24 protein-coding genes are annotated in these 24,098 nt (G+C 62.8%); 9 read left to right on the top strand and 15 right to left on the bottom strand.

Annotated elements, in window-relative coordinates; genetic code table 11:
• The first annotated feature begins 12 nt into the window (after window positions 1-12).
• Complete coding sequence (gene gyrA, locus NGM68_RS08265) at window positions 13-2,589, top strand: DNA gyrase subunit A (protein ID WP_252701170.1); 2,577 nt, start codon at window positions 13-15, stop codon at window positions 2,587-2,589.
• A gap of 219 nt (window positions 2,590-2,808) precedes the next feature.
• Here gyrA and NGM68_RS08260 read toward each other — a convergent pair whose 3' ends face one another.
• The 3 genes from NGM68_RS08260 to NGM68_RS08250 form a co-directional block, all read right to left on the bottom strand.
• Window positions 2,809-3,342: an Rrf2 family transcriptional regulator gene (locus tag NGM68_RS08260; RefSeq protein ID WP_252701169.1), complete on the bottom strand. Its 534-nt coding sequence runs from the start codon at window positions 3,340-3,342 to the stop codon at window positions 2,809-2,811.
• Between the two features lie 119 nt (window positions 3,343-3,461).
• Window positions 3,462-4,391 (bottom strand): ZIP family metal transporter, encoded by a 930-nt coding sequence (locus NGM68_RS08255; protein ID WP_252701168.1) that lies wholly within the window; start codon window positions 4,389-4,391, stop codon window positions 3,462-3,464.
• 182 nt (window positions 4,392-4,573) lie between these two features.
• Window positions 4,574-5,254, bottom strand: coding sequence for a metal-dependent transcriptional regulator (locus NGM68_RS08250; RefSeq protein WP_252701167.1), 681 nt, complete (start codon window positions 5,252-5,254; stop codon window positions 4,574-4,576).
• A 113-nt stretch (window positions 5,255-5,367) separates the two neighbouring features.
• On the opposite strand from NGM68_RS08250, the gene rocF reads away from it, so the two are divergent.
• From rocF to NGM68_RS08235, 3 genes are all read left to right on the top strand, one after another.
• Window positions 5,368-6,288 carry an arginase gene (gene rocF / locus NGM68_RS08245; protein WP_252701166.1) on the top strand — a complete coding sequence of 307 codons (921 nt, stop codon included), beginning with the start codon at window positions 5,368-5,370 and terminating at the stop codon, window positions 6,286-6,288.
• A 129-nt stretch (window positions 6,289-6,417) separates the two neighbouring features.
• On the top strand, window positions 6,418-7,572 hold the full coding sequence (locus NGM68_RS08240; RefSeq protein ID WP_252701165.1) for an NAD(P)/FAD-dependent oxidoreductase: 1,155 nt from the start codon (window positions 6,418-6,420) through the stop codon (window positions 7,570-7,572).
• A gap of 45 nt (window positions 7,573-7,617) precedes the next feature.
• Window positions 7,618-8,199 carry a small multi-drug export protein gene (locus NGM68_RS08235; RefSeq protein ID WP_252701164.1) on the top strand — a complete coding sequence of 194 codons (582 nt, stop codon included), beginning with the start codon at window positions 7,618-7,620 and terminating at the stop codon, window positions 8,197-8,199.
• 37 nt (window positions 8,200-8,236) lie between these two features.
• On the opposite strand, the gene NGM68_RS08230 is transcribed toward NGM68_RS08235, so the two are convergent.
• Window positions 8,237-8,662: a universal stress protein gene (locus NGM68_RS08230; protein WP_252701399.1), complete on the bottom strand. Its 426-nt coding sequence runs from the start codon at window positions 8,660-8,662 to the stop codon at window positions 8,237-8,239.
• A 120-nt stretch (window positions 8,663-8,782) separates the two neighbouring features.
• Here NGM68_RS08230 and NGM68_RS08225 point away from each other — a divergent pair, with 120 nt between their 5' ends.
• Window positions 8,783-9,811 carry a DUF3179 domain-containing (seleno)protein gene (locus NGM68_RS08225; protein WP_252701163.1) on the top strand — a complete coding sequence of 343 codons (1,029 nt, stop codon included), beginning with the start codon at window positions 8,783-8,785 and terminating at the stop codon, window positions 9,809-9,811.
• A gap of 7 nt (window positions 9,812-9,818) precedes the next feature.
• Here the strand turns inward: NGM68_RS08225 and NGM68_RS08220 are convergent, their stop codons facing one another.
• From NGM68_RS08220 to NGM68_RS08205, 4 genes are all read right to left on the bottom strand, one after another.
• On the bottom strand, window positions 9,819-10,874 hold the full coding sequence (locus tag NGM68_RS08220) for a hypothetical protein (RefSeq protein ID WP_252701162.1): 1,056 nt from the start codon (window positions 10,872-10,874) through the stop codon (window positions 9,819-9,821).
• A gap of 46 nt (window positions 10,875-10,920) precedes the next feature.
• Complete coding sequence (locus NGM68_RS08215) at window positions 10,921-11,649, bottom strand: hypothetical protein (RefSeq protein ID WP_252701161.1); 729 nt, start codon at window positions 11,647-11,649, stop codon at window positions 10,921-10,923.
• 135 nt (window positions 11,650-11,784) lie between these two features.
• A complete protein-coding gene (locus tag NGM68_RS08210) occupies window positions 11,785-12,174 on the bottom strand; it encodes a hypothetical protein (RefSeq protein ID WP_252701160.1) in 390 nt (129 codons plus the stop codon).
• Window positions 12,171-13,349, bottom strand: a complete 1,179-nt coding sequence (locus tag NGM68_RS08205; protein ID WP_252701159.1) for a DNA primase — start codon at window positions 13,347-13,349, stop codon at window positions 12,171-12,173. Before NGM68_RS08205 ends, NGM68_RS08210 begins: the two co-directional genes overlap by 4 nt.
• Before the next feature lie 200 nt (window positions 13,350-13,549).
• Between NGM68_RS08205 and NGM68_RS08200 the strand changes: the two genes are divergently transcribed.
• On the top strand, window positions 13,550-14,086 hold the full coding sequence (locus NGM68_RS08200; protein ID WP_252701158.1) for a hypothetical protein: 537 nt from the start codon (window positions 13,550-13,552) through the stop codon (window positions 14,084-14,086).
• Between the two features lie 113 nt (window positions 14,087-14,199).
• On the opposite strand, the gene metG is transcribed toward NGM68_RS08200, so the two are convergent.
• Entirely contained in the window at window positions 14,200-16,302 is a 2,103-nt protein-coding gene (metG, locus tag NGM68_RS08195) for a methionine--tRNA ligase (protein WP_252701157.1), read from the bottom strand.
• A 457-nt stretch (window positions 16,303-16,759) separates the two neighbouring features.
• Between metG and gatC the strand changes: the two genes are divergently transcribed.
• The 3 genes from gatC to NGM68_RS08180 all read left to right on the top strand — a co-directional run bounded on the left by gatC (window position 16,760) and on the right by NGM68_RS08180 (window position 18,875).
• Window positions 16,760-17,038, top strand: a complete 279-nt coding sequence (gene gatC / locus NGM68_RS08190; RefSeq protein WP_252701156.1) for an Asp-tRNA(Asn)/Glu-tRNA(Gln) amidotransferase subunit GatC — start codon at window positions 16,760-16,762, stop codon at window positions 17,036-17,038.
• Between the two features lie 5 nt (window positions 17,039-17,043).
• Window positions 17,044-18,333, top strand: a complete 1,290-nt coding sequence (gene gatA / locus NGM68_RS08185) for an Asp-tRNA(Asn)/Glu-tRNA(Gln) amidotransferase subunit GatA (RefSeq protein ID WP_252701155.1) — start codon at window positions 17,044-17,046, stop codon at window positions 18,331-18,333.
• Window positions 18,334-18,455: 122 nt separating this feature from the next.
• Window positions 18,456-18,875, top strand: a complete 420-nt coding sequence (locus NGM68_RS08180; RefSeq protein ID WP_252701154.1) for a DUF8048 family protein — start codon at window positions 18,456-18,458, stop codon at window positions 18,873-18,875.
• A gap of 83 nt (window positions 18,876-18,958) precedes the next feature.
• Here the strand turns inward: NGM68_RS08180 and NGM68_RS08175 are convergent, their stop codons facing one another.
• From NGM68_RS08175 to NGM68_RS08150, 6 genes are all read right to left on the bottom strand, one after another.
• Entirely contained in the window at window positions 18,959-19,309 is a 351-nt protein-coding gene (locus NGM68_RS08175) for a helix-turn-helix transcriptional regulator (protein ID WP_252701153.1), read from the bottom strand.
• Between the two features lie 75 nt (window positions 19,310-19,384).
• The gene (locus NGM68_RS08170) at window positions 19,385-20,182 is read right to left on the bottom strand and encodes an NRDE family protein (RefSeq protein ID WP_252701152.1); all 798 of its coding nucleotides are present in this window, start codon (window positions 20,180-20,182) and stop codon (window positions 19,385-19,387) included.
• Between the two features lie 51 nt (window positions 20,183-20,233).
• Entirely contained in the window at window positions 20,234-20,392 is a 159-nt protein-coding gene (locus NGM68_RS08165) for a hypothetical protein (RefSeq protein ID WP_252701151.1), read from the bottom strand.
• Between the two features lie 162 nt (window positions 20,393-20,554).
• A complete protein-coding gene (locus NGM68_RS08160; RefSeq protein ID WP_252701150.1) occupies window positions 20,555-22,117 on the bottom strand; it encodes a class I adenylate-forming enzyme family protein in 1,563 nt (520 codons plus the stop codon).
• Entirely contained in the window at window positions 22,114-23,148 is a 1,035-nt protein-coding gene (menC, locus tag NGM68_RS08155; protein WP_252701149.1) for an o-succinylbenzoate synthase, read from the bottom strand. The genes NGM68_RS08160 and menC overlap by 4 nt, the downstream gene beginning before the upstream one ends.
• A gap of 13 nt (window positions 23,149-23,161) precedes the next feature.
• Window positions 23,162-24,094, bottom strand: coding sequence for a 1,4-dihydroxy-2-naphthoate polyprenyltransferase (locus tag NGM68_RS08150; RefSeq protein WP_252701148.1), 933 nt, complete (start codon window positions 24,092-24,094; stop codon window positions 23,162-23,164).
• Window positions 24,095-24,098: the final 4 nt, after the last annotated feature.

The raw sequence follows: 24,098 nt of genomic DNA, 5'->3' as shown, positions 1-24,098 counted from the left end.
GGTGACTCTCGTATGAGCTCAGAGGTACCCGACCCAACGGACATCGATGCGGCCTCGGTCGAACCCGTCCGCATCGAGGACGAGATGGAGCAAAGTTACATCGACTACGCGATGAGCGTCATCGCGGGGCGTGCCCTTCCGCGCGTCGAGGACGGCCTCAAGCCCGTCCACCGACGCATTCTCTACGCGATGCACGAGATGGGCGTCACCAGTCACTCGAGTCACCGGAAGTCGTCCTCGATCGTCGGGGAGACGATGGGTGATTACCACCCCCACGGCGACCAGGCAATCTACGACACTCTGGTGCGGATGGCTCAGGACTTTTCGATGCGCTATCCCCTCGTCGACGGTCAGGGGAACTTCGGTTCGATGGACGGCGATCCGCCGGCCGCCCAGCGATACACGGAGGCCCGGATGGACGCCATCGCCGAGGAACTGCTCGAGGACATCGAGAAAGACACGGTCGACTTCTCCTCGAACTACGACGACCGCCTGCAGGAGCCCAACGTCTTGCCGGCAGCGTTCCCGAACCTACTGGTCAACGGCTCTTCGGGCATTGCCGTCGGGATGTCGACGAACATCCCGCCACACAACCTCGGTGAAGTCATCGACGCGGCGGTCGAACTCATCGACAATCCCGACGCGACCGTCGAGGAGCTGATGGAGCACGTCAAAGGCCCTGATTTCCCCACCGGTGCCAACATCGTCGGTCGGGACGCCATCTACTCGGCGTACAAGACGGGGCGCGGGCGCATCCGCGTTCGCGCGGAGTTCGAGGTCGAGGAGTGGAAGAACGGCCGCGAGCGCATCGTCGTCACCGAAGTCCCCTACCAGGCGAACAAGGCACGCCTCGTCGAACGGATCGCCGACGACGTGCACGAAGGGATTCTCGAGGGAATTTCGGATCTGCGCGACGAATCCGATCGGAACGGTGTCCGTATCGTCATCGAACTCAAACGCGGGGCGAACACGGACGTCGTCAAGAACCGGCTGCTCGAGAACCACCTCGAGCGCACGTTCGGCGTCATCAACCTCGCGCTTGTCGATGGCCAGCCGAAGGTTCTCACCCTCAAAGAGACCCTCGCGGAGTACATCGACCACCGAAAGGAAGTCGTGCGTCGTCGCAGCGAGTACGACCTCGCCGAAGCCGAGGATCGTGCCCACATCCTCGAAGGGCGCCTGAAAGCGCTGGACAACATCGACGAGGTCGTCGACCTGATCCGAAACTCCGACGATCGGGACGAGGCCCGGGCTAGCCTCGAGGAGACGTTCGACTTCTCGGAGGAGCAAGCCGCACACATCGTCCGGATGCAACTCGGGAGCCTCACCTCGATGGAGTCCGTCGAAATCGAGGAAGAATACGAGGAGGTCATGGCGGAAATCGAGCGCCTCGAGGACATTCTCGGGAGCGAGTCGGCGCTGTTCGAGGTCATCAAGCGCGAACTGCTGGAGATCAAAGACGAGTACGCCGACGATCGACGAACCTCGATCATCGAAGACATGGGGACGGTCACCCACGAGGATCTGATCCCCCAGGAAGACGTGTTCGTCGTCATGACCGAGGACGACTACGTCAAACGGATGCCGACCGCGTCCTTCGACGCACAGGGTCGCGGCGGAAAAGGGATCATCGGTGCGGACGTCAAAGAAGACGACCGCGTCACGACGGTGTTCCGGGCGAACACCCACGACTACCTGCTGTGTTTCACCAACCACGGCCAGGTCTACCAGCTCAAGACATACGAAATCCCGGAGATGGGGCGAACGGCGCGCGGGAAATCCGCGGTCAACATTCTCGACCTCGACCCCGGCGAGAACATCACCGCCATCGTCGACACCGACGCCTTCGGCGAAGACGAGTACGTGACGATGGTCACCCGGAACGGCTACGTCAAGCGGACGACGGGCGATCACTTCGAGAACATCCTCTCGACCGGCATCATCGCCGCGAGCCTCGAGGAGGGCGACGAACTCGTCGACGTCGATGTCACCGACGGCTCGAAGGATCTCGTCATCGCCACCGAACAGGGGATGACGATCCGATTCGACGAGGACGAAGTGCGCGCGATGGGACGAAACGCACGCGGCGTCAACGGCATCAAACTCGAGGACGGAGACGCCGTCGCAGGGCTCGCCTCGACGGACGAGGACGACGGCCGCGCGCTGTTGACGGTGACCCGAAACGGCTACGGCAAACGAACGTTGCTCTCGGCCTATCGTACCCAGTCGCGATACGGTAAGGGATTGATCGACATCAAGACGAACGAGCGAAACGGCCCGGTGACGGCCGTCAAAGCCGTCACCGACGACGACGAACTCGTGTTGATGAGCGAGCGCGGGCAGATCATGCGTACCCGAGCGAGCGACATCTCGACGGTCGGCCGGAACACGATGGGTGTGACCCTGATGGACGTCGTCGAAGACGACGCCGTCGCGAGCGTCGACGTGATTCCCGCCGCGCTCGAGGATGATGCCGCTGCGGTTATCGACGACGAAGACGAGACTGACGAATTGGAGGGGGGCGCGGACGTGGACGCAGGCGTAGATGTGGATGCGGACGTGGACGCGGACGCGGACGACGACAACTGACCCACTCCGAGGGCTCGGTTTCACGACGTTGTATTTTTCGAGACGAATCGGCAGTGATACCGGCGGTTCCGACCGGTATAGTACAACTGAAACGATGCACACACCCTGGACACACCCGATCGCACTATGAGTCCGTGATCGGGTGTGCATCGACGTGCAGTGGCTACTATAGAGCGTGGTGAGGAGAGAAAAAATGGTTGCCGTCGAGACGGCTCGGCCTCAGTGGGCGGGCTCTTCGGCCGGTGCAACCATCTCGTTGATCCGGAGAATGAGGATGTTGTTCGTGTCGTCTTTCCCGTCGAGTTCACCCTCGATGACGAGCTTCGAAAGTGGCGTCGGGCCGACGATGACCGTATCACCCTCGTGGATGTCGCTCATCGACCCCTGGATGTGAATTTCGGCTCGACAGAGTTCGGGGTGGTGGACGCTCGAGAGGTCGATTTCCTCGACGAGGGCACCCTCAACTTCCTCGCCCTCGTGGGTGAGCGGGACGGCAGCCGGCTCGTCCATCTGCTGGATCTCGAGGGCCTCGAACGCTGCTGCGGTCGGTTTGTATCCGCCTTTCGGGCCGGGAACCCCCTCGACCAATTGTAAAGCTTTGAGGCTCTGCATCTGGTTGCGGATCGTGCCGGGGTTCCGATCGACCTGTTCAGCGATCTCTTCGCCTTTGATCGCGTCTTCGTCCTCGGAGTGAAGATTCGTTAACGCACGCAAAATCTTCTTTTGACTCGGGGTGAGCTCGATTGATGACATGGTGAATCCTTCGTAATTGATTTGCTTAAATCCGATGGTCACGCCGCTGTGATCGTCCGTCTCAAAATATTATTGACTGGTGTAGTAAGTCGTTCCGATATGTACTCGAGCAACCGACGTCAGGGGCCGAGGAGGACGCCCTCGAGCAACACCTCGGTGAGGACGTCCTCCAATACGAACATGATGATGAAGCCGCCGACGAACGTCGATACGTTGAGGCGGGTCAGCACCGTTGCGTCGAACCGGATCAGTTCGGCGACTTCGATGAGCACCTGTATAATGGCACCGACGGCGATGGCGTAGAACAATACGGCGAGGAGGTCGGAGTTGGCGAGGCTGCCGATCCATCCACCGAGAACGACCGGCCCGCCGGCGATGACGCCCATCGCGGCGAAGTGATACAGCGGTGGCGTCGCACGATCTTTCGCGACCGCGGCGACGACTGTCGGCCCTTCCATCACGTTGTGCATGATGAACGCCAGAACGAACAGCGTCACGAGCCCGGCGTCGCCATTGACGAACGCGACGCCGATCCCCAGCCCTTCGCCGATGCTGTGGAGACCGAGGGCGAGGGCAACGAGATACGCGATGTGGAGGCCACTCTTTTCACCGTCGATCGCCGTCCGCTGACGCCACTGGCTCGCGAGGTACATCACCACGAACGTGCCCACGACGCCAACGAACGCGGCACCGATCGCCAGTGACCCGTTTTCGACGGCTCCGGCATGGTCGACGATCTCTTCGGTCATCTCGAGGGCGATGAACGCCAGCACACCTGCTGCAAGCGCTAGAAAACCGTGCAGGTAGCGAGGATCGAGCCCCTTGATGAAGGGAAACCAGAGCATTCCGATCGCGACGGGAACGATGCCGGCGATCAGGCCGATAATCAGCAGCATCCAGAGAATCTCGGCCGTTCCAGCGTCCGCCATCTGGTCGATGTTTCCAAAGGGAGACGTCAGATAAAGCACCGAGAAAACGGCCGCGAGTATAACGACTGGCCCGATTGCGAGAACCCACTGCGGCAGCCCGTACAGATTGTCGTCACTCATCTTCCGAGCACCTCTCAATACATCGAAGTTCCATCACTACGTCGTGATTAGACGCGTCTAATAATATGCTTTTCCCATCAAGGTTTAGAATGAGTCGAATCAAATGTCGGCGATCCGTTGATGTGCTGGTGCGGTCGCTCGAGCGGATTTCAGTCTGGACAGCTCCCTTCTTAAAAACCCGTTTACGGGGTCGTTTCCGCGGGCGCGCCTACTCGAACGTGGTGGGCGACCTCCTGTGGCAGCGATACCGGCTCGTCTCGCTCGAGGGGACGAGCCGTCACCATGCCGAACGGGGCTATTTCGAGGATCTCGAGTGTCACACCAGGTTCGACGCCGTTGTCGGCGAGATACGAGAGTATTTCGGCGTCGTGGTCGGCAACCTCTCTGACGATGACAGTGTCGCCCTCCTCGAACTCCGAGAGGGCTTTCCCCGTCGGGGTCTGTGGTGGCTCGAGGTCGGCGCTCGGAATCGGCGAGCCGTGTGGGTCGACGTCGGGTTCGCCGAGGGCGGCCGCCACGCGAGCTTCGAAGTCCTCGCTAATGTGATGTTCGAGGCGGTCGGCTTCCTCGTGAACTTCCGACCAGTCGTAATCGAGGTGTTCGGTCAGGTACGCCTCGAGCAACCGATGGTGTCGGATGACCTCGAGGGCGACAGTCACCCCCTCGTCCGTGAGCGTCACCCCGCGGTACTTTTCGCGGTCGACCAGGCCACGATCCTCGAGTTTCTCGAGCATGCTGGTGACCGTCGGAGACGTCACGTCGAGTTCGTCGGCGATCGCCGAGGTCTTGATGCGCTCGTCGGTATCGCGCTGGAGCTGATAGATCGCCTTGAGATAGTCCTCCATGACGTCACTCAGCATCATTACGGGAATTTAGCCCCGTCTAAACCTAAATCTTCCGCCCCGTGATCGTGAACCGCTGTGGAGCCGAATCCGAAATCCGGTTAACATAAACGATGGCTGGGTGAACGAGGCGTATGGGACGAACGATCCACGTCATTGGTGCACCGATGGACTACGGGGCCGACAGACGCGGCGTCGACATGGGTACTTCAGCGATCCGATACGCCGGACTTGCCGACGAACTCGAGAAGGCGGGCGTCGAGTGTTTCGATCAGGGAGATCTCCTCATCCCTCGTGCAGAAGAACGCGATCCCGACGCGAACCAACCGACAGAAGGCAACGCGAAGTTCCTCCGCGAGGTCGAAAACGTCAACAGCCGCGTCGCCGAGACAGTCGCCGAGACCCTCGATGACGGGGCGTTCCCGCTCCTGCTCGGCGGGGATCACTCGATAGCGATCGGGTCGATGAACGGTGCCGCTCGAGACGCCGACCTCGGGGTCATCTGGTTCGACGCCCACGCGGATCTCAACATACCGGATACCTCGCCGAGTGGAAACGTCCACGGTATGCCACTGGCGGCCGTTCTCGGTCGCGGGATGTTCGAGGATCTCGAGTGGGCCCACGCGCCGCGGGTGCGAGAAGAATCGATCGCCTACGTCGGTCTGCGCAGCATTGACGAGCACGAGCGCGAACTCGTCCGTAAGAGCGAAATGACGGCCTTCACGATGTCGGACATCGACGAACGGGGGATCACGGCTGTCGTCGAGGACGCACTCGACATCGCCACGACTGGCACCGACGGCGTTCACGTCAGCCTCGATCTGGACTGGCTCGACCCCAAAGAGGCCCCCGGTGTCGGCACACCGGTTCGCGGTGGCGTTACCTATCGCGAAGCCCATTCGGCCCTCGAGACCGTCTCGAATCGAGACACCGACGACGGGATCCTCCGCTCGATGGATCTCGTCGAAGTGAATCCCATCCTCGACGAACAGAACGAGACCGCGAACCTCGCCGTCGAACTCGCCTCGAGTGCATTTGGCAAGCGCATTCTCTAGAGGCACAATCAGTCTCGAAACCACAGACAGGCTTCTTACATTTTGTGGCGGAATCTGCCATATGGGAACCCTACACACGGCCATACGGGTTTCAACACCTTTGTATCGGAGTATTCCTGAGAGACACATATGACTGAGAACGTCGTCGTACTCGGCTCGGGATATGCCGGTGCTGGTGCGATCAAATCGCTCCAATCGGAGCTCGATGGCAGTACGCGTCTGACGTGGATATCGGACACCGACTACCACCTCGTCTTGCACGAATCCCACCGCGTCATCCGCGACCCATCCGTTCGTGCTGACATCACGATTCCCGTCGCCGATATCGCCGAACCGACGACCCGGTACATCAACGACAGCGTCACCAACCTCGACACCGAAGCGCAAGTCGTCGAACTCGAGGACGGTGACGACGTCGAGTACGACTACGTTCTCGTCGCCCTCGGCAGCCAGACGGCGTACTACGGCATCCCCGGCCTGAAAGAAAACTCCCTGACACTCAAGTGCCTCGAGGACGCCCTCGAGATCCACGAGCAGATCAAAACTGCCAGTCGGGAAGCGACCCGCGGCGAACCCGCTCAGATCGTCATCGGTGGGGCCGGGCTCTCCGGCATCCAGACGGCCGGCGAAATCGCCGAGTTCCGCGACGCCAACCGGGCTCCCCTCGAGATCCACCTGGTCGAAGCCCTCGACGAGATCTTCCCGGGTAACGACCCCGAGATCCAGCAGGCCCTCCGCAACCTGCTCGAGGAAGCCGGCGTTCGTATCCACACGGACGACCCAATCACCGAGGCCGAAGACGGCGTCATCCACTTCGACGAAGGCGACCCACTGGAGTACGACGTATTCGTCTGGACCGGCGGCATCACCGGTCGGGAAGCCCTCGACGGTACCGAACTCGACAACCAGCACAACCGAGTCACGACCGAGGCGAACTTCCAGACGTCCGACGAACGCGTGTTTGCGATTGGCGACTCTGCGATCATCGACCAGGGCGATCAGCCCGCACCACCGACCGCGCAGGCTGCCTGGCAGGCGGCGGAAGTCGTCGGCGAGAACATCGCCCGCGCTATCGACAACCGACCGCTCAAGACGTGGGAGTACGACGACAAAGGAACCGTCGTCTCCGTCGGTGACAAAGCGGTCGCCCACGGCGTCAAACTGCTTCCAGTCGACACCTTCGGCGGCTTCCCGGCAAAGAACCTGAAGAAACTCATCGCGGCGCGCTGGATCGCCGACCTGACCTCGTGGAATCGAGCGCGGAAAGCCTGGTCGGTGCTGTAATCGGATACCGACACTGACCGAGCAGTTGAACCGACTATCGTACCAATGTTATCGACGCTCCTTCTCGAATTCGCTTCCTCGGGCATTTCCGTCGTCCAAACGGCTGGCGCCACTGACCTCGAGGTGAGCGTTCTGTCTCTCTCCGGCCTCGAGACGTGGACGCGCGAGTGGATCGACGCCGCGAGCGGCCCCTGGCAGTACGTCCTCGTCTTTCTGCTCGCGGCGACGCCGCTGCTCGAGATCCTCGTCGTGATTCCGATCGGAATCGCCCTGGGACTCGATCCCGTGCTCGTCGCCATCGTTGCCTTCGCCGGAAACCTGATTCCGATATACGGGATCGTCGCCCTGTCCGAACGGGTCTCGGCCTGGCTCGAGCGCCGGCGATCGAACGAGCCATCGGCACGTCGAAAACGAGCGACACGCATCTGGAACGATTACGGCCTGCCGGGTCTGGCACTGCTGTCGCCGATCGTGACTGGCGTCCACCTCGCGACGGTACTCGCGCTCAGCCTCGGAGCGCGGCGCCGGGCCACGCTCGTCTGGATGACTGCCAGCATCGCCCTCTGGACGGTACTCATCACGGTCGGCGCAGTGACTGGGTTCGCCATACTCGAGTCGGTAGTGTGAGCCTCCACTCGAGAGAAATCGTTTGAACCGCTCCAGTTCAGCCGTCGACCACCAGTACTGGCAGCGACGACAGCCGAACCAGCGCATCCACCGTACTCCCGAGCAGCGCCTCCCGAAACGCCGAACGTCCTCGAGAGCCCACCACGATCGCCGAACAGCCCCGTTCCTCGGCCTCAGCCAGGATCTCCTCGTGCGGCGTACCGGATCTGATCGTCGTCGTGACGGAGACGCCGTCGTCAGTCGCTCGTTCCTCGAGCGCGGCCAGTGCCTCCTCGGCCTGCTCGGTCTGGCGTTCTCGGATGGTTTCCGGATCCACGATCCCCGAATCGTAGGCCGTTCGCGAATCGAGAACCGCGATCCCGTACAGCGGAATCTCGAGTCGGCGGGCGAGTTCGACGGCGTGAGCGATCGCGGTTGCTGCGTCCTCGCTGCCGTCCGTCGCGACGAGCAGTGAATCGTACACGTACATCGGGGTTGGTCTACCGCTTCGTAAGCCATCGGTCACTATAGCGATACGGGGTCAGCGGGGACGATGTGCCGTCGATCCCGTCGATTTACAGTACGCGGCCGTCTCCGAGCGAATATGAACGTCAGACAGGTCATCCCCCGCGATGCGATTCCCGCTATCGACGACCCAGTGTTCGGTCGCACCCACGCGGGCGAACCGACCGACGAAGTGATCGTCGTCGATCCAGCGGACGCGCCGGCTCGAGCCTACCCAGTGCGGATTCTCGACTACCATGAAGTCGTCAACGACGAGTACGAGGACGGGCCAGTCGCCGTCACCTGGTGTCCACTCTGTGCCAGTGCCGTCGTGTACGATGCGGTCGTCGACGGTACCCCGTTGACGTTTGGCGTCAGCGGCAAACTCGCCGACGACGACCTCGTGGTGTACGATCGACAGACGGACTCCGAGTGGAAACAATCGTCCGGACACTGTATCGATGGCCCGCTCGAAGGTAGCCGGTTACGCCCGCGTACGGCGACCATGACGACCGTCGCCACGTTCACCGATCGCTACCCGGACGGGCGAATACTCCAGCCGGTACCCGATGCCGAGAGCGAAGCCGCGAGCGACGACGACGACCCTGCGCCGGTCGACTACAGCGAACGGCCGTACGCGGGCTACTTCTCGAGCGACGCCGTGGGGCTCGCTGGCCACCGCGGTGGCGAGAACGATCGGACGTGGGAACGCGACGACCTCGATCCAAAGGCGATCGTCCTCGGGATCGAACGCGAGGGCGAAGCGTGTGGCGTGCCCCGCCCGTGGGTACGCGACCACGGCGGCACCGTCACGACGACGGTCGGAGAAACGCCCGTTCTCGTCGTCGCGAGTGACCTCGGCCTCCACGCATTCGAGCTTCCCCATCCGAATCCTGGTTCCGATTCCACTGTCGATGCGGATCTCGAGTGGTCACTCGAGACAGCTACCGACACCGGCACAAGCGACGATTCCGAGAACGACCCGGTACTGATCGGTGATGGCACGACCTGGGACCTCGTTACCGGACGAGGTGCGGACGGACGTCACCTCGAGGCACTCCCGGTGAAACGGCTGTTCGCGTTCGCCTGGGCCGACGACCACGGCGACGACGCGTTTCTCGAGTTATAGACTCACCTCACCGTCGATCCGGAACCGTCGAGTGCCGTTTGACGGCCTTCATGTCCGTTCGCTTCGACGGAGAGAGGGCGACGGTGGAGTACATCGTCCCGCGTCGCCGCGAGTCACCCGAACCACTGAGGAGACCGTCGTCTTCGTCGCTGTCCGATTCTTCCGCCTCATCTTCTGTATCGCCCTCAACACCTTCCCCATCCCCGGTATCGCCCTCGACACCGTCATCACTCGAGCCATCATCGTCCGCCTTCCCGGAATCATCGTCAGCACCGATCGCCTCGAGTCCGTTCTGAACGGCCTCGATTTCGTCTCTGAACCCGCTCACGCTCTCTCCGAGCGTATCCGTGATCGACGATCCGATGCCGCCGTCTTCGCTATCGCTGGGTTCGTCGTCTGTTCCCTCGCTCTCGTCGTCAGCCGCTGTGCCGTCGTCCGTCCCGTCACTCTCATCGGCTGCCTCGTCACTCTTGTCGGCGTCTGCATCCGTGTCTGATTCGTCCTCGGATTCATCCTCAGCTTCGGCTTGATCCTCGGCCTCGTCCACAGGTTCGTTCTGGCTTGCCTCCGATGCATCGCCACCGTCTTCGTCTCGTCGCCGTGCCAGAATCGTTCGGAGTTCCGCGATCGTCTCTTCGACGGATTCAGCCGCGCCGTCTTCGTCCTGGATCTCCGCGAGCCTCGCGAGTCGCTGCACTCCACGGAGGGTCGAGACGTCACCCGGGTCGCCCGCGAGAATCGCCGCCGGGATCGATTCAGGAGCATCTTCATCGACGTCGTCGAAACCGATCTCCTCGAGGAGCCGATCGACGTCGCGTTCCTCGAGAAGGTCGTGAGCCGACTGGGCGAGCGCCGGCAGGTCGGACGAGGCAAGCGGTTCCGGTAGAACTTCCTCCGAGTCGGCGTCGGACTCGAAGTCGGTCTCGAGATCGATTCCCGCCTCGTCAGCCTCCTCAGCGTCCTCGAGTTCGATGCCGATATTTTCGAGTACCTCCGTCGCGTCATCGAGCAGCGAGTGAACTGATTTGTCGTTGGAGTTGGAGTTGGAGTTGAAGTCGGTCATTTGTAGTCGATATCAGTGATAGCCGACGAGTGTTCGTTCGAGTCGATCAGGCCGCTTCTTCGCTCGTCTCCGATTCGTCCGTGACGGCGTCGACGATTCGATCCCGCATCTCCGACCCCTCGAGATTCGCCTTCACGCCGACTTCCTTCGCGATCGACTGCAGATCGCGGTACGAGACCATCTCGAGGACGTCCTCGAGTGCGTCACGGCGGAGATCCTCCAGGTCGTCGATGTCCGGGACACCATTGTCATCGACGTTGGGTTCGCTTTCGTCCTCTTCGACGGCTTCGTTCTCGTCTTCTGCCGCCTCGTCATCAGCCTCTTCCGTCTCCTCGTCTCCGTCCTCATCAGCCTCTTCCGTCTCGTCACCCGTTTCTTCCGTCGTCTCGTCCGCATCGGCTTCGTCGGCGTCCGTCTCTCCGTCATCGGCAGTCTCCTCGACTGTCGGTGCCACTCCTGAGGCGATCCCATCGAGTCCGAGATCCTCGAGCCACACGACGAGCGCCTCGCGAATCGCGCGTACCAGGTCGCCGATGAACGCCCGAAACGATCGACCTTCCTCGAGGCTGGTCGATGCCGTCTCCTGGATCGAGGCACCCAGCTCCTCCCCCATCGACCGTCCGAGTTGTTCACCGACCTGTCGACCGACCGCAGAGCCGATCTCGGTGGCATCGATCTCATCCCGTAGCGGGCCGCCGTTGAGTGCCGACTCGAGGTCAACCTGCTCGAGTGCTTCGTCGACGACGAGTTCTTTCACGGACGGTCGATCACTCATGTCGATCGCCTCCGCTGTGTAAGGGGTCACGATGAGGGGAGCCTCCCGTGTGGAACACGCCCAGGGGTGTACGCTCGATTTCGGCTGGGCGTGGTGCTCGGGTGACCCGTCCTCGAGGGAGTGGAATTGTAGCGGTCATTCCTCGTCGGCGTCGTCCTCGTCTTCCGCTTCGTCCTCGTCTTCCGCTTCGTCCTCGTCTTCCGCTTCGTCCTCGTCTTCCGCTTCGTCCTCGTCTTCCGCTTCGTCTTCCGCAGCCTCTTCTTCCTCGTCTTCCTCTTCTTCGTCCTCGTCTTCCTCGTCCTCCTTGAGGAACTCCTCGACGAGGATTTCGCCGACTGAAGCACCGATTTGTTCGCCGAGCTTTCGCCCGATTTGGGCCCCGATCATTCCGCCAAGGGCCTTTCCGATCGGTTCGTCGCCGTGGAACTCGCCTTCGAGCGGCGTCCCCTCGAAGATTGACTCGAAGTCAATTCCCTCGATGATCTCTTCGTAGTCGAGTCGCTGTGTGAGTGAGTCGTCGGTCATGCTTTTACCTCCGCTTCCTCGGATTGCTCCTCGTCGTCCGGTTCGTCCCCCTGCGATTCCTCGTCTCCATTTCCGTCTCCGTCGGCGTCGCTTTCGCTTTCGTCCTCGGCACTCTCTTCCTCGGTTTCCTCGGTGTCACCCTCGTCAGCCCCACCGTCTTCATCGTCCGAACCCGATTCCATCCGGTCGACGACAGCCTTGAGCGTCGTCCTGAGGATGCTCGCGAGCACCTGCTCGAGCGGGAGCGACGAGACCGCGCGCTTGATCAATCCGCGCACCGAGTCGGCAATCTTCGAGCCGAGTGATCGGAACCACCCGCTGATCGTCGAGAGAACACCACCTTCGTCTTCCTCGTCCGATTCGGCGTCGGCTTCTTCCTCGTCTGCATCCTCGTCACCGCCGCCGAGTCCAGGAATGAGCCCCGAGAGTCGGTCTTTCAACCCCCCGAGCAAACCGGTGGCGGCGCTCTTGAGCCCGCCTGGGATCTTCCCGAGGGCGTTCGTAATCGACTCGAGCGGCGATCCAAGCCCATCGAGCAACCCGGTGACCGAGGAGAGGAGGTTGCCCAGGAGGTTGTTCTCGCCTGGTCGCGCCGACACGTCGAGGGTTACCTCGTTCAGGTTGACCTCGAGGCCCAGCACGTCGAGAAAGAGGCCGTCGAGATCGAGGTGGGCGACGCCGGACGTGTCCTCGCTCTCGTAGACTTCTTCGGCGTCGATGCCGTGCTGCTCACCGGGTTCGTCGGCCTCCTCCGTCTCGTCACTATCCTCGGTTTCGTCGTCTTCCGCGTCTTCTTCCTCCGCGTCTTCTTCCTGATCTGTCGCTTCATCGTCTGTCGAATCGGGTTCCTCCGTCTCTTCCTCTGCCGCCGATTCGTCCTCGTCTGAATCCTCGCCATCCTCGCTTTCGGAGTCCTCCTCGTCTTCGGACTCGGATTCGGATTCCTCTTCGGCCTCAGTCTCGACATCATCGTCATCACCTTCCGATTCATCTTCGTCGGAGGCGTCGTCGGAATCGGATTCCTCCACCGACGATTCGGCAACCCCTCCATCGGGTAAAAGCGGACGCGATCCGGATCTGTCCGGTTTCGACGAGCGAACGGGGACGCACTCCCTCCTCGAGCGTGACGTCGACGCTGCCGACCTGTCGTCTCGTACGTTCTCGTTTTCGGCCATACTGGGTTCACACCGATTCACATCCGTCACATCCCTGTGAGTTGGCCTTGCGTGTGCATCCACGGCCGTTTCAAGCGTAAATTACCTCGATAAGGGTTGCTCAACAGTCGCCAATAACTGCACATGCCAGAGAACGCGATAGGTAAAGAGCCATTTCAGGGTGCAGAAAACTTATCCCGAGGTGACAGTTTGCTTTCACTATGGATCGCCGATCGATTCTCAGCGGAGTCGTGATCGTGCTCACAACGCCGCTCGTCGGCTGTCTCGAGAGGCCAACGGAGGGTGCGAACGGGGACGGAACCGGCACGAACGGAGATGGAACCGGTGCAAACGGAAACGGAACCGACACCGACGACACTGATCCCGCTCGACCGACCGAACTCCAGCGTTCGGAACTCACAACGGTCGGCGATCTCTCTGACGTCCCCTCGGTGGATGAATCGCCGACGATCACACTCGAGGAATCGACATCGCCGGTCACGATCGAGGGAACGATCAGCTACTCCTCGAGTTCCTGCGGCGAGGTCGTCCTCAACTGGGCTCGCTACGATAGCGAGGACGAATCGGCGTCCGTGCGCATCATTGGTCGAACCGATAGGGAGGCCGGTCAGGAGTGTACGGACGACGTGGTCTCCCAGCCGTACCGCGTCCGACTCGAGTTCGACGAGGGCGTTCCAGCCAGCGTCGAGGCGATCGAATCTGGAAACCTCGAGGAATTCACGGCCACTATACCCTGATACGACGTGATCCCGTCGCACTCTAAATCAACGTACCTCTGGTAATGGGAAGGCTCACCCAAAATCGATCGTTCGAGGTCGTGCGTGCAGATGCAGTCGAAAAAAAGGCGACGTCAGCGAACCTTCTCGCCGATGTCGGCGTCACCGTGGGTCGTCAGCAGATCCGCCTCCTCGCCCGCGGCGAGGATCATGCCGTTGGATTCGACCCCGAACAGTTCGGCCGGTGCCATGTTCGCCAGTAGGATACACTTCGTCCCCGACAGCGACTCGAGATCGTGGAGTTGTTTGATGCCGGCGACGACCTGGCGGGTCTCGAAGCCGATGTCGACCTCGAGGCGGGCCAGATCGTCGGCACCGTCGATCCCTTCGGCGACCTCGACCCGCCCGACGCGGATGTCGAGATTCTGGAAGTCCTCGAAGCTGATTCGATCTTCGAGCAGGGGCTCGAGGTCGCTCGTGTCGGCTGCTGTCTCGGTCTCGTCTGCCATATCCGTCTCCTCAGCCTCGTCTCCCTCGTCACTTTCGGTTTCCTGTTCGGCCGCGGCGGTGATCTTCTCGTCGAGTTTCGTCTCGAGTTCGTCGACGCGGTCGTCCTCGATCTTCTCGAACAGTTCGCCCGGTTGCTCGAAGCGGCGGGGTGGGGCCTCGAGGGCGTCCTCGAGGTGGGCGTCCGCGACCGAACCGTCCTCGCCGAGTTGTTCCCACAGCGCCTGGGCCTTGCCGGGCGCGACCGGCTCGAGGAGAACCCCGACGGCTTTGGCGATCTGGACGCAGTCGCGGATGACCTGTGCGGCCCGTTCGGGGTCGTCGTCGGTCAGCTTCCAGGGCTCGTTGCGCTGGATGTACTCGTTGCCGAACTGGGCGAGGCGGGTCGCAGCGAGGCCGCACTCGCGCAGGGAGTAGTCGTTGACGGCCTCGCGGAACTCGCCGATTGCGCCCTCGATGCGCTCTTCGACCTCCGAGGTGACCTCGACGTCGGGCCGTCCCTCGTAGTTCCGGTAGGCAAACAGTAGCGACCGGTACCAGAAGTTGCCGATCGTCCCCACGAGTTCGCCGTTGACCTTCTCCTGGAACGCCGTCCAGGTGAAGTCGACGTCCTGCTGGAGACCGCCCGTCGTCGTCAGGTAGTACCGAAGGAGGTCGGGATGGAAGCCCTCCTCGAGGTACTCCTTCGCCCAGATCGCCCGGTTGCGGCTGGTCGAGAGTCCCTTCCCGTCGATGGTGATGAAGCCGGTCGCGGCGACCGCCCGTGGCGCGTTGTAGTTCGCGGCCTCGAGCATCGCTGGCCAGAAGATGGTGTGGTGCTGGATGATGTCCCGACCGATGACGTGGATGATCTCACCATCATTCTTCCAGACCTCCTCCCAGTCGTACTCGTCGCTGCCGACGCGATCGGAGTACTGTTTCGTACTCGAAATGTACTCGATCGGGGCGTCGACCCAGACGTAGAGGACGATGTCTTCCTCCTCAGCACCCGGGTAGTCGATCCCCCACTCCATGTCGCGGGTGAGACACCAGTCCTGTAGACCCTCCTCGATCCACTGCCGAGGCTGGTTGCGGGCATTGGAGGTGCCCTCGAGGTCGTCGAGGAACTCGGTCAGATAGTCGGCAAACTCCGAGACGCGGAAGAACTTGTGCGTCCGCTCGCGATATTCTGCCGGGTTCCCCGTCCGAACGCTGGTGGGGTTTTCGATCTCGCCCGGCTCGAGGTGGCGCTGACAGCCCTCGTCACACTCGTCGCCGCGTGCCTTCTCGCCGCAGTACGGACAGGTGCCGACGACGTACCGATCGGGAAGGTGATCGTCCGCTTTGGGATCGTAGGCGACCAGCACCTCGTCCTCGTAGACGTACCCCTCCTCGTCCAGCGTCCTGACGATTTCCTGGGTGAGTTCGGTGTTCGTCTCGTCGTGGGTGTGGCCGTAGTTGTCGAACTCGACGTTGAACTTCGGAAACGTCTCTTCGTACTGCTCGTGCCAGCGCAGGGCGAACGATTCGGGGTCGACGCCCTCTTCCTCGGCGTTGACAGCGACCGGTGTCCCGTGCATATCCGATCCGGAAACGTAGGCGGCCTGCTGGCCGAGCGTCTCGAGCGCGCGAGTGAACGCATCAGCGCCGATGTACCCGCGGAGGTGGCCGATGTGTAAGTCACCGTTGGCGTAGGGCAACCCACACGTGACCACCGCCGGGCGATCCGTCGGAAAGTCGTCGTGGCTCATACTCGTGGTAACTCGACGCCAGGCGTAAAACCCGCCGGTTTCGGTTTTCCATCATCACCCGGTCGTGGCAATTCCTGCCGTGTTCCGTCGCTCGAATCGTGATCACCGATCAGAAGGTGGGTATCCATTCACCCGTTTCGGCAGTCGGGCCGTGTTCAGATACCACCACGAGTAATCGGAACGCGGTGCAGCCACCACGAAAGCACCCTTCCTTCCCACCCGTGTCGGCTGGCCGAGTAGCCACAGTGGGTGGGAATGAAAGGGGCTGGCACGGTCGGCCCCTCCCGGGCGACGAAAGCACGCGAGCGGAGCGAGCGCGCGCATGGAGCCCCTGAGTCGAGCGTGGCAGGGGCTTTCGGGGTGTTCGAATCGGGTGCTGGCCAGTCAGCGGGTACTCTGAACACTACTCGGCGGCCGTATCGAAACCCTTACTCCCCGGTGGCCGGTGAGAACGAATATGAGCGACGACGCCGTCACGCCCGAGGCTGTCCGTCACGTCGGGGCGCTGGCCAGAGTGGATCTCACCGACGAGGAAGTCGACCGGTTCACCGAGCAGTTCGCGGACATTCTCGCGTACTTCGAAACGCTCGACGATGTACCGGACGTCGATACCGAGGCCGAACTGACGAACGTCATGCGACCCGACGAGGTTCGATCGGGGCTCGAGACCGACGAGGCGCTGCAGAACGCCCCCGGCCACGAGGACGACTACTTCACCGGACCGAACGTCTCCTGAGCATCATGAGCGACACTATCTTCATCACCGACGAGACGATCGAACCCGATCCCGACGCCGACGGCCCATTGTCCGGGCAAACGATCGCTGTCAAGGACAACATCTCGACGGCGGGCGTCCGCACGACCTGTGGCTCGAAGATGCTCGCCGACTACGTGCCGCCGTACGACGCGACCGTCGTTACCCGACTCAAAGAAGCGGGCAGCACCATCGTCGGCAAGGCGAACATGGACGAGTTCGGCATGGGGACGACCACCGAAACCTCGTACTTCGGCCACACCGACAATCCGGCCGCACCGGGTCACGTCCCCGGCGGCTCCTCGGGTGGCTCCGCCGCAGCGGTCGCGGCCGGGGAGGCCGACCTCGCGCTCGGCTCCGACACCGGCGGCTCGATCCGGTGTCCGGCCGCGTTCTGTGGCGTCGTCGGCATCAAACCCACCTACGGCCTGGTCTCCCGCTACGGACTGGTCGCCTACGCGAACAGCCTCGAGCAGATCGGCCCGCTCGCCTCGACCGTCGAGGACGCCGCCGCCCTGCTCGACGTCATCGCCGGGCCAGACGAGCGAGACGGGACGACTCGTTCGGAACCCGGAACCGAGAACGAAGACCGCGGTTCCTACGCAGACGCCGCCGACGGTAACGTCGACGGCCTCACCATCGGCGTCCCAACGGAACTGCTCGAGGGTGCCGAAGAGGGCGTCGTCGACGCGTTCTGGGAAGCAATGGCGACGCTCGAGGAACAGGGTGCCACCTATCAGGAGGTGAGCCTCCCGTCCGTCGAGCACGCCGTCGAGGCCTACTACGTAATCGCGATGTCCGAGGCCTCCTCGAACCTCGCCCGATTCGACGGCGTCCGCTACGGCCACTCGAGCGATGCCGACGGCAACTGGAACGACGCGTTCTCGAAGACCCGCGCGGAGGGCTTCGGCGACGAGGTCAAACGCCGCATCCTGCTCGGCACCTACGCGCTCTCTGCGGGCTACCACGACAAGTACTACAAAAAGGCCCAGGACGCCAGAGCGTGGGTCAAACAGGACTTCGACGCGGCGCTCGAGGACGCCGACGTCCTCGCGTCGCCAACGATGCCAGTGACACCGTTCGAACTCGGCGAAAGCCTCGACGATCCACTGCAGATGTACCTCGCCGACGCGAACACCACGCCGGTCAACCTCGCCGACCTGCCGGCGATTTCGGTTCCGGCGGGCAAGAGTGACGGTCTCCCCGTTGGCATCCAGTTCGTCGGGCCGGCCTTCGGCGAACGGCGGATCGTCCGAGCAGCGAGCGCCCTCGAATAGCTTCGATGCGGTGTTGGTAATGGAACCAACAAACGGGAACCCATCACTGGCCGTGACCTTAACCTAGATTTATATATCCGCTTCACAAATTGTGGGTCGAGAACCGAATCTTCGAGGCGTCTATGAAAATCACCGATCACCAGGAAGTCGAGTTTGATGAATTCTCTCGAGCCTGCGACCTCGTCGAGGAGTACTTCGGCGAGTCGATCGACGACGTCGCCCTCCACGCCCCCGTCTCGCGGCGACAGTTGGTTGCCGTGCTGGCTCGCGCCCAACTGTCCGGTCGGCAGCTTGCGATCGATGGCCTCACCGAGAAGGGAGAGGTCGTCTACCAGTCGAACGACGAGACGTTGCTCTGGCTGGACGGCAACTTCTGGATCGACATGCGCGGCCTCCACCACCTCTCGCCCGACGAAGGGCGGGCCGCCCGTGAGGTGCACCGACGCCTGATCGAGGCGATCGACGGCGACGTCTCCTACTACAACCGCGAACGCGACCCGTTCGTCCTCATCGAGCGACGCCACGGCCAGAGACAGCACTGACGGCTCCCTCGAGTACGCAACGTCCGTCTGAGATGTAGTCGCCGAGACCACTCGAGAATCGCCGAAAATACCTCTTTGCAGCGTTACTCCTGGTAGGCCAGGTTCATGATCCACTGAGAGAACGCGTCGCTGTTGGGGTCGACTTCCTCCTCGCCGATGAACGGCGAGAGCATGTCGCCGGCCATGAGCAGCGTGAAATCGAGGTCACGTGCCGTCGGCGTGATGTAATAGGTGTTGTGTCCGGCGTAGACGGTCTCCTCGCGGTCGACCAGTTCTTTGTCGACGAGCGACTCGACGATACGACTCCCCTTTCGGGAAGATACGTCGAGTTCCTTCCAGAAATCGCTCTGGTGGATGCCACCTGTTTCGCGAACGAGTGCGAGGCCAGCCCGTTCGTCCTCCGACAGCGCTGCTTCGGTCGCGGAGACGCTCATCGCGACCCACCTCCGGTCGTACTGACCGCTCCTGGCTCCGGTGCGTGCATATCACATCCACCGGTCGCAAGCCGCTTAAATGTGCCCTTCGAGGTCGGTCAGGTTCTCGAGTGTCATCGTCCGCGACTGCGACTCGGCACCACCGACCGATCGAAACGCCGTCTGGCAGGGTGGGCCATCGGCAAACAGGTAGTGTGAGGGAACGCCAAGTGCGATCAACGATGACGACCGCGTCCCGTAGCCGTTACCGTGCACACAGACCCCGTACTCGTGATCCGCCAGCACGGCTGCCGCACGCTCGAGCCACGCACTGGAACTGTCTGCCTCCGAAACGGCGGCTGAAAGCGTCCGTCGAACGGCTCTGGCGTTCTCCGCCTGCCGCCGAGCGACCTCGGAACGGTGATCCGGGATGTCGAAGCGATCGTCGATTCCAGTGTTGGCGACGACGTGTACACCGGGTTCGAAGGCGGTGATCCGAAGCGAGCCGTCCCACTCGAGAGCCAACGCGCTATCGGCATCCGCGACGACGAGCGTAAACCCGTCGTACTCCGTTCTCTCGACGGCGTCCACGATCACGTCGCGAGCCGCGGTGGCCGACTCACGGGCCAGTGCGTCAGCGACGAGGTGACCGCGCGACCGCTCACCGGCGAGGTCGACGTCCGTCCAGCGATTCGTGATTCCCGCGAAGAGGCCGGCGGCATTGATCCCGATCCAGGTACCGCCCGCGCTGGTGTCTCGAGGGGCGATCACCTCTGGGTCAGTCGCGTACACCCCTGGTGGCTCGCTCGCTCGGTCGAGTCGCTCGTCCCGATTGGCTGCAACCGTCACCGGATGACTCTCGAAGACCTGCCAGGCGAGTATCAGCGTACACATAGGAGAAGAGAGGCGCTCGAGGGGTTTAGAACTGTTTCAGCGACGTTCCGATCAGGCGTTCGCGTACAACGAGACGAACGAGATCCCGCTCACCACGAGAAACGCGTTCGACTCGAGCGACGGAAACGTCCACCCCACGCCGACGCTACAGACAAACGCCAGCGCGGCGACGACGGTAAGTTGCTCCTGATGGGGGACTATCGAGGTCATGGGTGCGTCTTCGATCACCACTACAGCACCATAACTCTGTGTCAGACATCGGTCGGTGAGTCGCCAACTCCTGTCCAGAAAGAATAAAACGGATGAAGATGCAAAACCGGCGAAAACGGGCGATTCTGGCTTTCAGGCTCGATCGATGACCGCTTCAGCAGTTCAGAGTTCGCTCGAGACGTCGACGCCCTCGTTCAAAAGCCGCTGTTCGACGGCCTCCCGATCGACGGTTCCCGAGTGGGTTCGTGGAAGCGACGCCGCCAGAGCGATGGTTTTTGGACATTTGAAGCCAGCCAATCGTTTTCGACAGAACGAACGGAGCGTGTGTGGCTCGAGGCTCGAGTCGTCCGCGGCCGCTCCGGTTTCGTCGACGACGAGCGCGCCAACTCGTTCGCCCCACTCAGGGTCGGGCAGGCCGACGACTGTGGCGTCCGTGACCGCTGGATGTTCCTCGAGCACGGCCTGCACCTCGCCCGGATCGACGTTCTCCCCGCCGGTGACGATCCGATCCGATTTTCGATCCAGCACCCACAGCCGGCCATCGTCGTCGCGTCGGCCGATGTCGCCGGTGTGGAGGCCGTGCTCGCCGAACGCCGCATCCGTTCGCTCTGGCTCGAGATAGCCGGGCGTTACCGTCGGGCCCGAGACGACGATTTCGCCGGTTTCGCCTGCACCAACTGGAGTACCGTCGTCGCCGATGATCGAGACGTCGGTATAGACGAGCGGCTGCCCGACCGTTCCCGGGTGTGAAAACGCCGCTTCCGGCGTCGTCGTCGCGATCTGGGAAGCCGTCTCGGTCATCCCGTACGTCGGGTACACTGGCACCCCCTGGCGGCGACAGCGCTCGAGCAGTTCCTCGCCGGCCGGCGCGCCACCCAGCAGGACGAATCGCAGGTGCTCCCCCGGCGTCCAGCCCGCCTCGAGCAGTCGGGTCAGCATCGTCGGGACGAGCGAGACACCGGTTACGCCAGCGGTCTCGAGGAGTTTGCCGGTGCGTTTGGGATCGAACGACCGCTGGAGGACGACCGTCGTTCCGTACAGCGCCGACCGGAAGACCGGCGCGAGCCCACCCATGTGATACATCGGCAGGCAACAGAGCCACCGGTCGTCGGGGGAGACGCCGAGCCGGAACGCCGAAGCGGTCGCGCTCGAGACGAGGTTCGTCGGCGTGAGTCGTACCGCTTTTGGCTCCCCCGACGTGCCGGAGGTGAACGCGATCAACAGGTCGGATTCGTCGGCGGCGAGGTCGATAGGATCGTGATCGAGCACGTGAGTGTCGTTCCCACCTCCCTCGAGTTGCGTCAGTGACGACGCCGACCCTGCATCCCGATTCACTTCCTCGAGAACGTACACAGGATGGTCGCCGGCACTCTCTCGAGCCAGTTCCTCCGTCCGTTCTTCGCAGATCAGGGCTGTGACGTCCGATCGAGCGGCTTTCGACGCCAACTCGCTCCCCGTCTCCTCGACGTTCAACAGCACCAGCGTCCGGTCGGCCCGCATCGCCGCGAACAGCAGGTGGACGAACGCGGGGCGTGTCGAGAGCAGGACACCAATTCGGTCACCGGGCCTTCCAGGGAGCCGTGTTGTGAGGGCCTCGACTGCCGCGTCAAGCTCCCGGTACGTCCATCGGCGATCCGTGTCGACGTCGGTGAGCGCCAACCGCTCCGGCGTGGCCGCCGTCCGGCGAGCGAGCAAGTCGTCGGTCGCCCACTCGAGCCCGGTCATTCGGTCGCCCCCCAGATGTCGTCGATACCCAGCCCCTTCGCCTGCGGAACGACGGCGGCCCCCTTCTCGATGAAGACGGGGTCACGGCCGAGGTCGTCCGCGAGAAGGTCACCCGTCGCGAGGCCGCAGGGACGCACGTCTGGAATCGCCGCAGCCAGGTGGACGGCGGCCGTCCGGGCCACCACGCCATCGATCGTCGTCGTCACCAGCGGTTCGATCCCGAGTTCGCTGATCCAGGCGACGATCTCGCGGGCGACGTCGAGTCCGCCCAGCGCCATCGGCTTCAACACGAGTACGTCGGCTGCCTCGGCGCTACAGATCGCGTCGACGCCGTGCTCGAGTATTCCCTCGTCGAGTGCAATTCGGACGCCCCGCCCGCGAAGTTCGGCGTGTCCCTCGAGCGCTCCACCGGGCAACGGTTGCTCGACGATCGACACGTCGTGTTCGGCGAGTTCGTCGATAGCCCGAACTGCCTCGTCGAACGTCCAGGCGCCGTTGGCGTCGACGCGGAGTTCGACCTCCTCACCAGCCGCCGATCGAGCCCGCTGAACGCGCTCGAGATCGTCGTCGAAAGAGCGGCTGCCGACTTTGAGTTTGCAGCTTCGAAACCCGCGATCGACGGCCCGTCGAACCGCCTGGGCCGTCGAGTCGGGATCGGCGTCGCCGACCGTCGCGTTCACCGGTACTCTGGCGACTCGGCTGGCGTCGCCGAGGTACTGATACAGCGGCCGAGCGGCCCGCGTCGCGTACAGATCGGCGATGGCGAGGGAGACGCCGTGTCTCGCCGCCGCGGTCTCCTCCACCGCCTCGAGTGCCGCGCCGGATCCCTCCGAGGCAGCCGATTCGGCCGCCTCGAGCGCTTCCCGACAATCCTCGTACGATTCCGTCCAGCCGGGAAGCGGCGTCGCCTCCCCGACGCCGATCACGCCTTCGTGTTCGACGCGGATCAGGAACCCGTCGCGGCTGGTGATCGTCCCCTGTGCCGTCGTGAACGGCTCCTCGAGGTCGAGTTCGAAGGGGCGAAAATCCATGTCGAACGCCACGTTAGATCACCACGCCGATGGCGAACAGGAGCGAGTAGCCGGCTAACAGCTTCCCGGTCTGCTCGAGGGCGGGGTTCAACGCCGCTCCGTCGGTTCTGGTACAGACCGTCCGTGCCACCAGCGCGGCGTACGGGAGCGTCACCAGCGGCAACAGCACCGTCGGGTTGAACCCTTCTCCCAGCCAGAACCACAGTGGGGTGAGGTACGCGAGGGCGAGCAGGGCGACGTACTCGAGACGGCTCCAGCGATAGCCGAGTCTGACGGCGAGCGTCCGTTTCCCCGTTGCCGCGTCGGTTTCCCGGTCACGAATGTTGTTGACGACGAGAATCGCCGTCGAGAGGCCGGAAACGGGGAGGCTGGCGATGAACGCCTCACGGGGGAGCGTTCCGGCAGGGATGGTCAGCGTCAGTGGCTCGAGGTGGGCGACAGCTTGCACGTAGAACGTGCCGACGACGGCGACGACCCCGAAGAAGACGAACACGAACAGGTCGCCGAGGCCGTGGTAGCCGAGTGGGTAGGGTCCGCCGGTGTACGCCCAGCCACACGCCACGCTCACGAGACCGATGACGAGGATCGGAAGCCCGCCGATGTACACGAGGTACGTTCCCGACAGGATGGCCAGGGCGAAGGTGACGATAGTTGCCAGTTTGACCTGCGAGGCATCGATGAGGCCCGACTGGGTAACCCGGGTAAATCCGTCCCGGTCGTCCGTATCGGCACCCTTTTTCGCGTCGTAGTAATCGTTGGCGAAGTTGGTTCCGATCTGGATCAGTGCTGCACCGATAAACGCCATGAGCGCGGGGAGCGGGGCGAACACCCCTTCGTGAACCGCCAGCCCCGTCCCGACGAGAATCGGAGCGGCGGCTGCAGGCAGCGTCTGGGGCCGAGCGGCCATCACCCAGGCTTTCGTTCGTGAGACCTCAGCCGTACTCATTACC

Source organism: Natronosalvus vescus (assembly GCF_023973145.1).
Classification (GTDB): Archaea; Halobacteriota; Halobacteria; order Halobacteriales; family Natrialbaceae; genus Natronosalvus; species Natronosalvus vescus.
The sequence above is the reverse complement of the archived record's forward strand: the minus strand, read 5'-3'. Positions and strand labels throughout refer to the sequence as shown.

Excerpts from the sequence above, each read along its gene's own strand:
- gyrA (WP_252701170.1), top strand. The coding sequence starts at position 13 with ATGAGCTCAGAGGTACCCGACCCAACGGACATCGATGCGGCCTCGGTC.
- NGM68_RS08260 (WP_252701169.1), bottom strand. The coding sequence starts at position 3,342 with ATGTCATCAATCGAGCTCACCCCGAGTCAAAAGAAGATTTTGCGTGCG.
- NGM68_RS08255 (WP_252701168.1), bottom strand. The coding sequence starts at position 4,391 with ATGAGTGACGACAATCTGTACGGGCTGCCGCAGTGGGTTCTCGCAATC.
- NGM68_RS08250 (WP_252701167.1), bottom strand. The coding sequence starts at position 5,254 with ATGATGCTGAGTGACGTCATGGAGGACTATCTCAAGGCGATCTATCAG.
- rocF (WP_252701166.1), top strand. The coding sequence starts at position 5,368 with ATGGGACGAACGATCCACGTCATTGGTGCACCGATGGACTACGGGGCC.
- NGM68_RS08240 (WP_252701165.1), top strand. The coding sequence starts at position 6,418 with ATGACTGAGAACGTCGTCGTACTCGGCTCGGGATATGCCGGTGCTGGT.
- NGM68_RS08235 (WP_252701164.1), top strand. The coding sequence starts at position 7,618 with ATGTTATCGACGCTCCTTCTCGAATTCGCTTCCTCGGGCATTTCCGTC.
- NGM68_RS08225 (WP_252701163.1), top strand. The coding sequence starts at position 8,783 with ATGAACGTCAGACAGGTCATCCCCCGCGATGCGATTCCCGCTATCGAC.
- NGM68_RS08220 (WP_252701162.1), bottom strand. The coding sequence starts at position 10,874 with ATGACCGACTTCAACTCCAACTCCAACTCCAACGACAAATCAGTTCAC.
- NGM68_RS08215 (WP_252701161.1), bottom strand. The coding sequence starts at position 11,649 with ATGAGTGATCGACCGTCCGTGAAAGAACTCGTCGTCGACGAAGCACTC.
- NGM68_RS08210 (WP_252701160.1), bottom strand. The coding sequence starts at position 12,174 with ATGACCGACGACTCACTCACACAGCGACTCGACTACGAAGAGATCATC.
- NGM68_RS08205 (WP_252701159.1), bottom strand. The coding sequence starts at position 13,349 with ATGGCCGAAAACGAGAACGTACGAGACGACAGGTCGGCAGCGTCGACG.
- NGM68_RS08200 (WP_252701158.1), top strand. The coding sequence starts at position 13,550 with ATGGATCGCCGATCGATTCTCAGCGGAGTCGTGATCGTGCTCACAACG.
- metG (WP_252701157.1), bottom strand. The coding sequence starts at position 16,302 with ATGAGCCACGACGACTTTCCGACGGATCGCCCGGCGGTGGTCACGTGT.
- gatC (WP_252701156.1), top strand. The coding sequence starts at position 16,760 with ATGAGCGACGACGCCGTCACGCCCGAGGCTGTCCGTCACGTCGGGGCG.
- gatA (WP_252701155.1), top strand. The coding sequence starts at position 17,044 with ATGAGCGACACTATCTTCATCACCGACGAGACGATCGAACCCGATCCC.
- NGM68_RS08180 (WP_252701154.1), top strand. The coding sequence starts at position 18,456 with ATGAAAATCACCGATCACCAGGAAGTCGAGTTTGATGAATTCTCTCGA.
- NGM68_RS08175 (WP_252701153.1), bottom strand. The coding sequence starts at position 19,309 with ATGAGCGTCTCCGCGACCGAAGCAGCGCTGTCGGAGGACGAACGGGCT.
- NGM68_RS08170 (WP_252701152.1), bottom strand. The coding sequence starts at position 20,182 with ATGTGTACGCTGATACTCGCCTGGCAGGTCTTCGAGAGTCATCCGGTG.
- NGM68_RS08165 (WP_252701151.1), bottom strand. The coding sequence starts at position 20,392 with ATGACCTCGATAGTCCCCCATCAGGAGCAACTTACCGTCGTCGCCGCG.
- NGM68_RS08160 (WP_252701150.1), bottom strand. The coding sequence starts at position 22,117 with ATGACCGGGCTCGAGTGGGCGACCGACGACTTGCTCGCTCGCCGGACG.
- menC (WP_252701149.1), bottom strand. The coding sequence starts at position 23,148 with ATGGATTTTCGCCCCTTCGAACTCGACCTCGAGGAGCCGTTCACGACG.
- NGM68_RS08150 (WP_252701148.1), bottom strand. The coding sequence starts at position 24,094 with ATGAGTACGGCTGAGGTCTCACGAACGAAAGCCTGGGTGATGGCCGCT.